Below are 13,258 nucleotides of genomic sequence, written 5' to 3' on the forward strand. Positions count from 1 at the left end.
TGGTCAGGCCGACTCCTCTGCGGACTGCTCCGTGGGGTTGGTTTCGCGGCGGCTCAGGTGCAAAACTTGCCGCCAAACCCGCTGGCGATGCTCAAAGGCCAGCAGCAAGAAGCCCCAAGCGACCAACAGCATCAGCAGAGCAGCTAACCAGCTAACCTGATTAAGCCATGAAACGTTAAAGGCGGCGATCCCTACCCAGGCTAAAAAGACAACGGGCAGCGGATTTTCTCGGACTTGCTTGAGCGATCGCGGCGAAAAGCCGGTGATTAGGCCACGTGTCTGATGAAAGAACCAGTCCCAAAAATCCTGATGAGGCGGTGGTTGAAAGCGAATCGCCTCTACCAGGGCCATCAGCCGCCGACTTTGCAACCACAGCAGCGCTGCTAGGATGCCTGCCAGCAGCAGCGGAAACCGAGCCGCTGCAAAAGTTAGATCTAAGGCAATCCACTGGAGCGGCGTCCCCAGTCCGGCTAGCTTTTCCTGCTGGGCGGCAAAATCGACTTCGAGCTGAGCGATTGCCTGGGCCAGTTCCGCCTGTAGTCCCTGTTGCTGGCTGAGCAAAGCGTCAAAATCCTGATTGAGCTGACTGGTGACGGTTTCCAAACTAGTCGGTAACAGGCTATCGGCTGTAACACTGGCGATCGCTTGGGTAACGGCCGTTTTTTCATCAGCACTGGCCCACCAGTCGTTGTCGGCAGGCGGCTGGGCTTCTAGCGTAGCTGCCAGTCCCTTCATTTCCTCTGTCTGCGTCTGAATCTGGGCGATCTGCCGCTCGATATCATTTGCGGCTGGAATGGTTTTGACCTGCCGCTGAATCGCTTCAGTCTGAACCTGAATATCGTCAACCTTGCTCTCAACCTCGGTGGCAATATCCTGTAGGCGGTAGTTGAGCTGAGCAAAACGAGGATCTACAATTTCGCGGCGAATATAGGGAGTCAGTGCTCCCCGGAGGGCGTCGATTTCGGCGGTTTGCCGCACTTCCTCTGCTAAGGCTGGGGTAAGGGTAAATTCAGTCGATTGAATCTGGTCATCGGCGGTGGACTGTAGCGGTTGCTGTACCGGGGAAGTACTTGGCTGATTTTCATCCTCGGTGTCCTCTATGATCTCAATATCGTCTAATTCGGCCTCGTCTGCTTCAAGATCATCATCTGTTTCAGCTGTTTCAGCGCTATCAAGAGCGATCGCGGCAGAGGGATCAGATGCCCGTACCGCTTCAATTTCTTGGCTCAGCCTTTCAAAGTCCTGAATGAGGACTTCGGTAGTTTCGTTAGTTGCCTGAGCAATTTGCTCTCGATAAGGCTGTAGTGACTGAATTGCCGCTTCGAGCTGCTGAAAGTTAGGCTGTACCTGCGCTAGCTGCTGGCTGTGAGCGTCTGCTTGTTCTACCTGATGACTCAGGCTGATGAACGGCTGTAGGGTCAAAATGTGGAAGATCAGCAGAACCACAATTGCGATGCCCAGCCACTGTCCGGCTGCCATAAAGCGATCGCGTGCCTGGATAAACACAGATTTTCGCAGCTCATCGTTCATCGCCGAGGTCCTCCCCTTTCAATTGCATGAATCTATCAAAGTCCCAAACCTTAAAAATTTCGCGTCCCATCCTCTAGCATTTGGGCTTTTGTCAACTTCAATATGCATCATTCATATTCGTATAAATCAAAGACGTCCCACACTGCTGAAATGTTTGATTTACCTAAAATTAATAGAGCGGCTGAATTCTGCTCATACCGGAAAAGCGCTCAATGTTTTCGACGTTTCGTCTCTTGCCCCAAGAATGCTCAGCTTTGCCTAGCCTGATGACGCTCGGTCAGGATCTATGACTGCTATAACCCCCACTGTCCCAATCCTGTTGGTGCTTTCTCAAGGCTCACTCAATCTGCTAACTACCTGTCCGCGTAAGTTTCAGTACACCTACTTTGAGGAGCTGGGCCTGCCAATTTCTGCTGAGCAGCAGGCCAGTATCACCTGGGGCAACCAGTTTCACCTGTTGATGCAGCAGCGGGAACTGGGGCTACCCATTGCCGCGCTCACAGCAGAGCCGGAGCTACAAGAAAGCCTAGATCAGTTGACCAAAGCAGCCCCTGAGCTATTTGTGACAGAGCCAGAGACTTTTCGTCAAAGCGAGCATCGCCGGACTTTAGAATTCGCAGGCTACCTGCTGACCGTTATTTACGATCTGCTAATCCTACAGCCCCACCGGGGGCAGATTATTGACTGGAAAACCTACTTGCAGCCCCGCGATCGCCAAACTCTAGCTCAAGACTGGCAGACCCGGCTTTATCCCTACGTCTTGGCCGAAACTACGACCCTTGCTCCCAGCCAGATTTCCATCACCTACTGGTTCGTCCGCCACCGCGATCGCCACAATCAGCTCCAGCCCCAGCAGCAAACTTTTCACTACAGCCAGCAGCAGCACGAGCAAATTCGCCACGAACTCGATCGCCTGACATCCCGGCTCAGCCAGTGGCGATCGCAGTCAGCAACACTGCCTAAAGTTGACCTGGCAAAAGGAATCTGCGCTAGCTGCCCCTTTGCTATTCGCTGTCGGCGTCATTGGTCAAGGCTGTCTTCCTCAGAGCCGCTCACCATTCCAGCTCTGACCGAAATTGATGAAGTAGAGCTGCTGTGAGGGTGGTAGTAATATTGAGTTTTATAAATTCTGACTCCAGGACTCAGCAATAGCAGATTCCAAAGTTTTTCCTAAAATGAACAGTCTGGCCTAAATTCTTATGGAATAGTGGAGGCGCACTAATGCTTTATATAGTGCTGCGACTAGCAGCGTTTAACTGTTGTCGTATCTCCTCGTAACTCCTGTGCTGAGCAGACAGACATGCGCTGTCTGCTCTTTTCTCTCTATAGATTGTTCACAGGCTGCAACTTTTACAGGATGCTAGGATAAGCAACTGCCAGATGGCAGCTAATTAATTCTGATAACGCGAAGGAGGCGCTGTGAACGATCGCCCTAATCCTAATTCTCATCCAGAAGACAACTATCGGCCAACTGCGGCTGAAGAGGCTGAACGTCGCCGCTTGCAAGAGGAGGCCGAACGTCGCCGCCTGCACAGGGAAGAACAGTACGTAGAATCGGCCCAGCAAAACGCGATCGCCCGTAAATTTGAGCAAGGCATCTATTTTCTGGTGGGCGCGTTAGAACTGTTGCTGCTCTTGCGCTTCATCCTCCGCCTGAGCGGAGCCAATCCCGCTAATACGTTTGCCAACGTTATTTATAATCTTTCAGAACCCTTCATAGCTCCATTCTCAACCCTGTTTATCAGCCCCACCTTTAACGGCAATCTCAACATCTTTGATGTCAACTTGCTAGTGGCTATGCTGTCCTACCTAGTTTTGATGTTCCTGGTTATTTGGTTAGTCAGGATCATTTCTAGCCGCTAATAATGTTCACTGCTGACTAAATTGGGCTAATATTTTTGACAAAATAGAAAATTTTAGCTAAAATCATAGACATAACTCAATAGAAGAAAGATACTTAGATTTTCCTAGCTTGTAAGTGACGCAAGCCCGATAGCTAAGCCAAGCAGGGGCTTAGCTAAACCTCACGGAAAAGAATCTGCTTCCATTTGAATTTGCAAAAAGCCTCTCCTGTTTAAGCAGCTCTTAACTACAGCAAGTAGTCTTGGCTTGGGTGAGCGGTTTTATATCAGTTGATATAAGCCATAGCGCGCCTTGTTGTATTTTGAGGCTGTCAGTTGGCACCTTCTATAGAGGTAAAAGGCTGTTGTCTTTGGTTAGATTTAGGCTGGAGCTACTGCTTTGAACTTTAGCTTGAATTTCTAGTGTTTTGTGTCTGTCAGAGGCAGAGCATTCAGCAAAGCAGCAAGCCCTAACTTCAAAACTCTACAGGGGGAAATAGCGATGGCAACATCAATGGAAGCGCGTCAGGCTTATCAAAATAAGGTCAAAGCTGAGCTAGACAAAATCAACGCTCAGATTGCCGAATATCGGGCCAAAGCCGACAAGGCAAGAGCTGAAACCGCTGTTGAATACAATAGCCAGGCGGAAGAACTTTTAGCGAAGCGAGATGCCGCCCAAGTTAAGCTAGAGGAGCTGCAGCAGGCAAGTGAAGCTGCTTGGGAAGACGTGCAGCGTGGATTTGAACAAGCTTGGACAGATTTGGGAACGGCCTTTCAATCGGCGATCGCAAAGTTGGAAAACTCTCTCAAGCAGTAGTTTAGGCTCTGCCTAGTGAGTGATGTAGGTTTTCCCTCATCTAAAGTCTTATTGAGTTAAGTTGCGAACATTTTGTTCGTAACTTTTCCCATTTTTTCAACAATTTTTAGATAGGAGACTACATTATTTATGGCTGCAGCAAGTCAGACCACAACCGATCAGAACCAAGCAGGCAACTCAATATGTCCCGTCTCAGCCGTTTTTGAGACAGATGCCAAGGCCAAGGAAGCAGTCCAGCAACTGCTAGACAAAGGCGTTGCGAGAGACGACATCTCAGTTGTGGGTCGCAATTTTCAATCTGAAAGCCGTATCTCTGGCTTTGTTACCCGCAAAGGATTGATTCTAGACGGGCTTAAGAATGGGGCTATTTTTGGCTCACTCTTTGGCTCATTTTTAAGTCTGCTAACCGGAGTAGGGGTTTTATTTATTCCCTTTGTTGGCTCCGTCGTGGCGGCTGGCCCCTTGGGCGCTGCGCTGCTAGGAGCTGTAACGGGTGCGATCGCAGGAGGAACGGGCGGCAGCCTGGCTTCAGCCCTTGCTTCCTTAGGAATGCCGGAAGAAAAGGCGGCGATCTATGAAACCCGGCTCAAGGCAGGCGAATTTTTGCTAGTTGCTGAGGTGCCCAAGGCGGAATCTGACAGCGTGGAATCTCTCCTACAAAAGGCGGGCGGCGAAGAAATCTTAGCCTGCACTGACATGAAGATTCCCCGCGAGAATGCAGAGCAGATTCAGTCAGCCGCCGATCTCTCACCGGAAATCCGCGCCCATCTCTCAGAGGATGCTCAGCAGACTTTTGTTCAGACCTACCGCAGTCAGCTTGAGCAGAGTCAAGACAGTGCTCAGGCAATGTCTCAGGCGTGGCACCAGGTCGAGTCAGACTTTGAGCGTGACGATGACGGTGTTTGGAAGTCACCTGCCGCTGTTTAGAAACCCAGGATAGGGCTAGCTTTAGATCAAGGCTAGCCCTGTCTCACGAGTTAAAGATCTGTGCTACCTAAGGCCGATTAAAACGTCCGCTACCGCAATGAGTTCACGCCGCAATTTGTTTTATTTAGGTGGCTCTGTTGATCTTTAACTGCCCGCCGCAATTGAAGACACAGAGGAGAATACAGATAATATGAACGCCAAGTTCATCTATGCTGGAATTGCCACCGCTAGTTTTGCCCTGCTTTCCAACTTTTCGCTGGGAGAAGCAACTGCCTCTAGCTGGCAACTCCGCACCCGCAATCCGCAGATGGCCTCTCAGCTAATTGAGCATGTTGAAGCCAACTTTTTAGCCGATACGCCCGTCAGTTTAGAGCAGGCCAGCGTTCAGGCGATCGCAGTGGGCAACCGTGCCCCCATCTATATTGTTAAGTCTGAGACGACAGCCACGGCTAACCCCTCTTTGCTCTGCGATGAGTCAGGCTGTCTGCACATGATTTATACCGCTGACGAATCGAGCGGCTTCAAGCAGGTTTGGTATGGCTATATTGAATCTAGTTTTTCGGCAGAAGCTATGATCCGGGCTACAGGTGAAGTCCAGGCTGGACTGCCCGTATTAGAGGTGTTACAGCTAGAGGCAGATAAGCTACAGCGCTTTGAACTCGCTTTCAATGGCGATCGCTATCAGGCGCGATCGCAGCAGCCAGCGCTTGAAGCGATCGCTGCCAGCATCTAAACGGGCATAATCTGTCCTGTAGGGCTTTGACGATATTATCTGATGGCTAAAAGAAGTCGGTAACTTTTAAGAAATCACTGCTAGTCAGGTTGAAGATACTCTACGACACTTCAAATTCTTTCCCCACTTTAATTACTTACTATGCCGCGTCTGAGCGATCGCGCATTTGATATCTTAGCCGCCGAAGTCAAACGACTGTGTACCCACAATCCTTTAGAGCAGGTCCGTCAAGACATTGTTTTACGACGACTCGATAAGTTTAGAACTCAGGACGGGGCACCGCTGACGCTGGCCGAAATGAGCGAAGTCGTCAGCGATATTTTTCCAGACTTCAGCAAAAAGGTATTGAAGCAGGCTGCAAAAGCCAACCGTCCTCCTAGCCGTGTTGGATACAAGCTAGGCTGCGTCGGCGGGGGACTGCTAGGGACAGCGGTGCTGGCCGGAAGTATCTGGATCCTGAATTTACCTTATCCCATGATTCGCTGGCCCGTTGCCCGCGTAGCACCTATCGTGCTGCTGCCTAGCTTCATGCAAATGGATTACAGCTATCGGCAGGCCATTTCTTTGGTCGAACAAGCCGATCAGCTAGTGAATCAAGCAACCAGTCCACGGGATATTGAGTTAGGCGCGGAAAAAGTGGCTGCCGCTCAGGAGCAGCTCGATCGCCTGCCGGTTTGGTTTCTAGGCTATTATCCCCAGCGCTACTGCACTTTGTTTAGCTGTGCCTGGCAGTTCACCTACGATGAGTTTGTTGCGGCCCGCAAAGCAATTGGCCGTATGGAAGCTAAAATTTTTCAATTCAACAATGCCCAAACGCTTTTAGAAGAGGCTGTGCAGGCTGTTGAAGAAGCCAAGGCTAGCTACCAAACAGCAGAAACGCTTCAGGCGGAAACGGCGGCGCTGACAGCTTGGCAACTGGGAATGGATCTGCTGCGGGAAATTCCGGCAGAAACTTTAGCAGGTCAGTCGGCTCGCACCAAGCTAGCAGCCTACGAGCGGGACTATGAAGCCTCTACAGGATTGACCGTAGGTGGCGATCGCGCAACCAGATTTATTCAAGTCGCCAAAGGGTTTGCCGAAAAAGCCGCGCAAAAGGGGCAAAATCTGCCCCACTCTGAAGCCACTTGGCGTCAAATTGCTAGTTTGTGGAAAACTGCGATCGCTCGGCTCGAAGAAATACCGTCCGATAATCCAGACTATGCCGCAGCTCAAAGCCTTTTAGTCGAATACAAAGACAGCTTAGGCATTGTAGAAGAATGGATTCAAATTGAAGCATCTGCGGCTCAGGCTTTCAGCTTAGCCCAGCGAAAACAAGAAGATTTCCTGTCTCAGAACCTAGGCTCAACTAATCCCAGCAAAGCACGGGGTGAACTACAGGCCATGTTGAATCATCTAAGCCAGGTGAGAAGAAATACGACTTTCTATGAACAAGCTCAAAACTTGCAGAAATGGGTTTTAGCTCAGCTCAATAGCCTACCATCGGAATCTTAGCTCTAGGCTGCTGAATTTGATGTTGCTCAGTCTGTAAAGCTGAAGGCTTATCCATATCTTTACCAAGCTCAGAATCAACGCCAGTAAATAATTAAATACTTCCGTCAGCGGAGCAAAAATGTAAAGTTTTGCTTAGAATTGGTCTAACCCCCAAAATGGGGATCATGCTAAGCCGTTAAAAGGATAGTTGCCCGGATTGCCATCTAGAGCGGGCTATTTTTGAAAATCGCCTCGTTACATTTCTCAATACGTCTCACGCCAGAGAAATATTGTATTGCGGGTGTGTAACAATGTAGGCGGTTTTGCCAACTCGGCGAAGACACTTGGAGTAGGCAATGGATTCGATGGAAACTCTTTATCAATATGCCTGGCTAGTCCCAGTACTGCCCCTTTTGGGCGCGATGGTTCTAGGCATTGGCCTCATTTCTTATAGCAAACTTACCAGTCAGCTACGGCAAGTCAGCTCTGCGTTTATTGTGACGCTGACTGGAGCGGCAATGGTGCTATCTTGTGCTCTTTTTTGGAGTCAGGTTCAAGGCCATGCGCCCTACACTCAGATGTTTGAGTGGGCTTCAGCAGGGGACTTCCAGCTATCGATGGGTTACACCATTGACCATCTGGCTTCCTTGATGCTGGTCATCGTCACAACTGTGGCCTTTTTGGTCATGGTTTACACCGATGGCTACATGGCTCACGATCCCGGCTATGTTCGTTTTTATGCTTATCTCAGCCTGTTTAGTTCCTCTATGCTGGGTCTGGTAGTCAGCCCTAACCTAATTCAGGTTTACGTGTTTTGGGAACTGGTGGGCATGTGTTCCTACCTGCTAATTGGTTTTTGGTACAACCGAGGCGCAGCCGCGGATGCTTGTCAAAAGGCATTCGTGACGAACCGAGTCGGCGACTTTGGCTTACTTCTGGGTATCCTGGCGCTGTTTTGGGCCACGGGTACCTTTGAGTTTGACCTGATGGGCGATCGCCTCACAGAGCTAGTCCAGTCAGGCGGCTTGAGCCTAGCCTGGGCTGGCATCTTTGCAGTGCTGGTTTTCTTAGGCCCGGTTGCCAAGTCAGCTCAGTTTCCGCTACATGTGTGGCTGCCCGACGCAATGGAAGGCCCCACGCCAATTTCAGCCCTCATTCATGCGGCCACAATGGTGGCTGCGGGCGTTTTCCTCATTGCTCGCATGTTTCCGGTATTCGAGCAAATTCCCAGCGCTATGACGGTTGTGGCCTGGACAGGTGCCTTTACTGCCTTTCTGGGCGCTAGCATTGCTATTACCCAAAACGACATTAAAAAGGGACTGGCTTACTCCACGATGTCTCAGTTGGGCTACATGGTGATGGCTATGGGTGTTGGCGCTTACGGCGCTGGCCTTTTTCACCTGATGACTCACGCCTACTTCAAGGCCATGCTGTTTTTGGGTTCCGGCTCAGTGATCCACGGCATGGAAGACGTGGTGGGCCACGACCCGGCCTTGGCTCAAGACATGCGGCTGATGGGCGGCCTGCGCAAGTATATGCCCATCACGGCGATTACGTTCCTAATTGGAACGCTAGCAATTTGCGGCATTCCGCCGTTTGCTGGCTTCTGGTCGAAGGATGAAATCCTCGGCTCAACCTTTGCGGTTAGCCCGGTGCTATGGCTGGTGGGCTGGCTCACTGCCGGAGCGACGGCCTTCTACATGTTCCGCATGTATTTCAGCACGTTTGAAGGGCCTTTTCGCGGTAACGACAAAGGGATTCGCCAACAGCTCCAGCACGAAAAGCTGCAGCGGATGGGGCTTTCTTTAGGCCCCGGCGCGATGAACCCGCAAGAATTAGTCATGGCAGAAGAAGCTCAAGCCCATGAGGAGCACGGTCATCACAGCGAATCGCCCCATGAGTCGCCGCTCACGATGACTTTGCCGCTGATGGCTCTAGCGGTGCCTTCAATGCTGATTGGTTTGGTCGGTACCCCTTTTGCTAACTACTTTGAAGAGTTCATTCATCCCCATGCTGAGGCGATCGCCGAGGTGGCTGAGTCCGCTGAAGCCTTTGACTGGAGTGAATTTTTGATTATGGGTGGCAGCTCGGTGGGGATCGCGCTGATTGGCATTACCCTAGCCTCGCTGATGTATCTCTCTGGCAAGATTGATGCGAGTGCGATCGCCAAGCAGATTGAGCCACTTTATAAGCTTTCTCTGAACAAATGGTACATCGACGAAATTTACGACACCGTTTTTGTCCAGGGCAGCCGTAATCTAGCTAAGCAAATCCTAGAAATTGACGTTCGCATTGTCGATGGCATCGTCAATCTGGCGGGCTTTGTCACCTTAGTTACAGGTGAGGGCCTAAAGTACCTCGAAAATGGTCGAGCCCAGTTCTACGCCCTGATTGTGTTTGGGGCTGTGCTAGGGCTGGTTTTAGTTTCAGGATTAACCTAAGCTAATCACTTCTGTTTGGCCGCACTGCATTCTGTAAAAAGTCTTCAGTTTCTACGGCCAAACAGAAATTCTCTTCTATAGTGCTCTGGGTAGCTCCTGGATAGCGCTTCACCCTAAGCTTGGCTCCGTTGGCGACTGTTTTTCTCTGAGAAAAGTTTTGTTGAACGGGGGCCGCATTTCTGCCAAACCCAGCATTAATCTCAGTCAAGTTGCTCTGTTTTAAGCTAGCTGTTCTTGAAATTAACTGCTTTAAAAGCATTTGGATATGAATATTGCCAATTTACCCTGGCTATCAATAGTCATTTTCTTTCCGATCCTGGCGGCTCTGTTAATTCCGTTTTTTCCGGCTGAAGGTGACGAGGCCGAACAGAAGAAAACGGCCTATCGGCTACGCTGGTACGCTCTGACCGTCGGTCTGATTGATTTTGTCTTGATCGTCATTGCTTTTTACTACAACTATGACTTCAGCAATCCAGGTCTACAGCTAGTCGAGAGCTATACCTGGGTGCCCCAGCTTGATTTGAAATGGTCTGTGGGCGCAGACGGTCTGTCCATGCCGCTGATTTTGCTGACGGGCTTCATTACCACCTTGGCAATTTTGGCATCTTGGCCCGTGACGCTGAAGCCGCGCCTGTTCTATTTTCTGATGTTGGCGATGTACAGCGGTCAGCTCGGCGTCTTTGCCGTGCAGGATATGCTGCTGTTTTTCCTGATGTGGGAATTAGAGCTAATTCCGGTCTATCTGCTGCTCTCTATTTGGGGCGGCAAGCGCCGTCTCTATGCGGCTACCAAGTTCATTCTCTATACGGCAGGCGGTTCTTTATTTATTCTGGTGGCAGCGCTGGCAATGGCCTTCTACGGCGACACTATCACCTTTGATATGTCAACCCTGATGGCTAAGGATTTTCCGCTGCAGCTACAGCTTTTGCTCTATAGCGCTTTTTTGATTGCCTATGCGGTAAAGCTGCCCATTTTTCCGCTCCATACCTGGCTGCCTGATGCTCATGGTGAAGCTACTGCTCCGGTACACATGCTGTTAGCGGGTATCCTGCTGAAGATGGGCGGATACGCGCTGATTCGGATGAATGTGGAAATGCTGCCGGAGGCCCATACCTATTTTGCGCCGGTATTAGTCATTTTCGGAGTCATCAATATCATTTATGCGGCCCTGACCTCTTGGGCACAGCGCAATCTCAAACGGAAGATTGCCTATTCGTCTATTTCCCACATGGGATTTGTCATCATCGGGATTGCTTCGTTTACTAATCTGGGTCTGAGCGGTGCCGTCTTGCAGATGGTGTCCCACGGTTTGATCGGGGCCAGCTTGTTCTTCCTGGTAGGCGCTACTTACGATCGCACCCATACCCTGATTCTGAGTGAAATGGGGGGGGTTGGTAAAAAGATGCCCAAGATCTTTGCCATGTTTACGGCCTGTTCTTTGGCCTCTTTGGCATTGCCGGGCATGAGCGGTTTTGTCGCAGAGCTGATGGTGTTTGTCGGGTTTGCCACGAGTGATGCCTACAGCACGACCTTCAAGCTGCTGATCGTCATTTTGATGGCGGTAGGCGTGATTTTGACGCCTATCTACTTACTGTCAATGCTGCGAGAAATTTTCTACGGCCCTGAAAATCAGGAACTGGTTGAGCATGAGGTGCTTATAGACGCCGAACCCCGCGAAGTCTTTATTATTGCCAGCTTGTTAGTTCCCATCATTGGCTTTGGTTTGTATCCTAAGCTGCTGACTCAGGTCTACGACGCTAAAACCCTGGCTATTACCTCCCGGCTGCGGGAAGAGGCGCTAGAAATAGCGGATACTTCTACGCCTGCCGGACCGCTAGCAGCCATTCAGCCATTTCAGGCTCCTAGTCTCAAACCTTAACCCCTAGTCTTTAGTAGACCATGACAGCCTCGGAAGTGTCCCTAAACTTCCGAGGTTCTTTTGTCGTCTTCTAAAATGAAAAGGTATTTGCAAACTAGACCCGCTAAGCCCTGTTTGCCTGCCGTGACCTGTCAGTCTGTAGATTTCTAGTCATATGTCGCGTTTATATCCTGCGTTAATCGTTTCTCCTGCGGTAGCCTTAGGGGCAGCTTTGGGCCTCAATATCATCAGCGCGATCGCGCCCAGTAGCTTACTCAAATCTGCAGCTATTCCCCCCATCCCCGCTGCTTTGGCCCAGTCGGCGGCAGACGAGCAGACAAGTATTCGAGTTTACCGGCAGGCGAGTCCCGCCGTGGTCGCTATTGATGCGGGCGAAGGTTCTGGTAGCGGCAGCCTGATCTCGTCGGATGGCCTGGTTTTGACGAACGCCCATGTTGTCCGTGATGCTAGAACCGTCACCGTGCGCCTTGAAGACGGCAGACAGTTTCAGGGAGATGTGGTGGGCTATGGCGATCGCGGTCTAGATGTCGCCGCTATTCAGCTACGCGGCAATGGTACTACTTTTCCCAGTATTCCTTTAGCAGCGGCTAACTCAGTTCAGGTTGGTCAGCGAGCTTTTGCTATCGGCAATCCTTTTGGCCTGCAGGGGACATTTACCGTCGGCATCGTCAGTCGCTTAGATAGTGAGCGGGGTCTGATTCAAACTGACGCGGCAATCAATCCGGGGAACTCTGGCGGGCCGCTGCTCAACAGCCAGGGAGAACTCATTGGCGTCAATACTTCTATCTTTACTACCGGCGCTAATGGCGGCAGTATTGGTATCGGCTTTGCGATTGATATTCAGCAGATACAGCCCTTTTTAACAGCGGTAGAGCAAGGAACAGCGGCTCAGGCAGCGACGGGATCCATGCGGTTAGGTCGGCGCGATCAGCCCCCTACTACGATCAGCGTCGATGGCCCAGTTGTAAGTGGCCAGCTTGACAGCAACAGCAATGTGCTGCCTGTAGATAACAGCTACTTCAATGTTTATGCCTTTGAGGGCAACGCCGGACAGCCGATCACCGTTGAAATGCGCAGCAGCGAAATCGACTCCTTTTTAATCTTGGTGGCCCCAGACGGTAGCACTGTTGGTCAAGATGACGATAGCGGCGGTAACTTTAACGCCAAGCTCAGCGCTACGCTGCCCACCAGCGGTACTTATCTAGTTCTGGCCAATTCCTATGCCCCTGCCGAAGCAGGCCGTTACCAAATTCGGGTTTCATCCACCGGGCAGATTCGAAATCAGGCTCAGAACCGCTCAGGAAACTACCTGCTGCAGGTGCAGGGCGCTTTAGCTGAAGGCGATCAGGTTTTAAGCGATCGCACCTATTATGACGAACACACGTTCCAAGGCAGCAGCGGCCAGTCTGTCACTATCGATTTACAAAGTTCGGACTTCAATCCCTATCTGCTGCTGGTGGCTCCGGACGGCAGCGTCGTAGCTGAAAACAATAACATCAGCGATCGCAACTTCAACGCTCGTATTGTCACCACCCTGCCAGTTAGCGGGACTTATCGGGTCATCGCCAACGCTTATGCAGCCGGCGGACAGGGACAATATCGTCTCACGGCTCGCTAGCT

At 50.9% G+C, this 13,258-nt stretch carries 10 protein-coding genes; 9 read left to right on the forward strand and 1 reads right to left on the reverse strand.

Translation table 11 applies throughout. The features are described 5' to 3' along the window. Window positions 1–3: 3 nt before the first annotated feature. On the reverse strand, window positions 4–1,530 hold the full coding sequence (locus QJQ48_RS04585; protein ID WP_346290017.1) for a coiled-coil domain-containing protein: 1,527 nt from the start codon (window positions 1,528–1,530) through the stop codon (window positions 4–6). A 286-nt stretch (window positions 1,531–1,816) separates the two neighbouring features. Here QJQ48_RS04585 and QJQ48_RS04590 point away from each other — a divergent pair, with 286 nt between their 5' ends. From QJQ48_RS04590 to QJQ48_RS04630, 9 genes are all read left to right on the forward strand, one after another. Further along, window positions 1,817–2,629: a PD-(D/E)XK nuclease family protein gene (locus tag QJQ48_RS04590; protein ID WP_346290018.1), complete on the forward strand. Its 813-nt coding sequence runs from the start codon at window positions 1,817–1,819 to the stop codon at window positions 2,627–2,629. 320 nt (window positions 2,630–2,949) lie between these two features. Further along, the gene (locus QJQ48_RS04595) at window positions 2,950–3,393 is read left to right on the forward strand and encodes a YggT family protein (protein ID WP_346290019.1); all 444 of its coding nucleotides are present in this window, start codon (window positions 2,950–2,952) and stop codon (window positions 3,391–3,393) included. A gap of 480 nt (window positions 3,394–3,873) precedes the next feature. Then, a complete protein-coding gene (locus QJQ48_RS04600) occupies window positions 3,874–4,188 on the forward strand; it encodes a sll1863 family stress response protein (protein ID WP_346290020.1) in 315 nt (104 codons plus the stop codon). A gap of 129 nt (window positions 4,189–4,317) precedes the next feature. Then, the gene (locus QJQ48_RS04605; RefSeq protein WP_346290021.1) at window positions 4,318–5,115 is read left to right on the forward strand and encodes a ChaB family protein; all 798 of its coding nucleotides are present in this window, start codon (window positions 4,318–4,320) and stop codon (window positions 5,113–5,115) included. 190 nt (window positions 5,116–5,305) lie between these two features. Next, window positions 5,306–5,848 (forward strand): hypothetical protein, encoded by a 543-nt coding sequence (locus QJQ48_RS04610; protein WP_346290022.1) that lies wholly within the window; start codon window positions 5,306–5,308, stop codon window positions 5,846–5,848. A 141-nt stretch (window positions 5,849–5,989) separates the two neighbouring features. Continuing rightward, window positions 5,990–7,339 (forward strand): hypothetical protein, encoded by a 1,350-nt coding sequence (locus QJQ48_RS04615; protein ID WP_346290023.1) that lies wholly within the window; start codon window positions 5,990–5,992, stop codon window positions 7,337–7,339. A 344-nt stretch (window positions 7,340–7,683) separates the two neighbouring features. Next, on the forward strand, window positions 7,684–9,759 hold the full coding sequence (locus QJQ48_RS04620; protein ID WP_346290116.1) for an NAD(P)H-quinone oxidoreductase subunit 5: 2,076 nt from the start codon (window positions 7,684–7,686) through the stop codon (window positions 9,757–9,759). 271 nt (window positions 9,760–10,030) lie between these two features. Then, the gene (locus QJQ48_RS04625) at window positions 10,031–11,638 is read left to right on the forward strand and encodes an NAD(P)H-quinone oxidoreductase subunit 4 (protein ID WP_428843024.1); all 1,608 of its coding nucleotides are present in this window, start codon (window positions 10,031–10,033) and stop codon (window positions 11,636–11,638) included. Between the two features lie 154 nt (window positions 11,639–11,792). Next, on the forward strand, window positions 11,793–13,256 hold the full coding sequence (locus QJQ48_RS04630; protein WP_346290025.1) for a trypsin-like peptidase domain-containing protein: 1,464 nt from the start codon (window positions 11,793–11,795) through the stop codon (window positions 13,254–13,256). Window positions 13,257–13,258 lie beyond the last annotated feature (2 nt).

This window comes from Sphaerothrix gracilis Ecp01 (assembly GCF_030405905.1).
Lineage (GTDB): Bacteria > Cyanobacteriota > Cyanobacteriia > Phormidesmidales > Phormidesmidaceae > Sphaerothrix > Sphaerothrix gracilis.

What these genes read in the sequence shown, in the direction of transcription:
- QJQ48_RS04590 (WP_346290018.1), top strand. Translation starts at nt 1,817, where the DNA reads ATGACTGCTATAACCCCCACTGTCCCAATCCTGTTGGTGCTTTCTCAA.
- QJQ48_RS04615 (WP_346290023.1), top strand. Translation starts at nt 5,990, where the DNA reads ATGCCGCGTCTGAGCGATCGCGCATTTGATATCTTAGCCGCCGAAGTC.
- QJQ48_RS04605 (WP_346290021.1), top strand. Translation starts at nt 4,318, where the DNA reads ATGGCTGCAGCAAGTCAGACCACAACCGATCAGAACCAAGCAGGCAAC.
- QJQ48_RS04610 (WP_346290022.1), top strand. Translation starts at nt 5,306, where the DNA reads ATGAACGCCAAGTTCATCTATGCTGGAATTGCCACCGCTAGTTTTGCC.
- QJQ48_RS04630 (WP_346290025.1), top strand. Translation starts at nt 11,793, where the DNA reads ATGTCGCGTTTATATCCTGCGTTAATCGTTTCTCCTGCGGTAGCCTTA.
- QJQ48_RS04620 (WP_346290116.1), top strand. Translation starts at nt 7,684, where the DNA reads ATGGAAACTCTTTATCAATATGCCTGGCTAGTCCCAGTACTGCCCCTT.
- QJQ48_RS04600 (WP_346290020.1), top strand. Translation starts at nt 3,874, where the DNA reads ATGGCAACATCAATGGAAGCGCGTCAGGCTTATCAAAATAAGGTCAAA.
- QJQ48_RS04585 (WP_346290017.1), bottom strand. Translation starts at nt 1,530, where the DNA reads ATGAACGATGAGCTGCGAAAATCTGTGTTTATCCAGGCACGCGATCGC.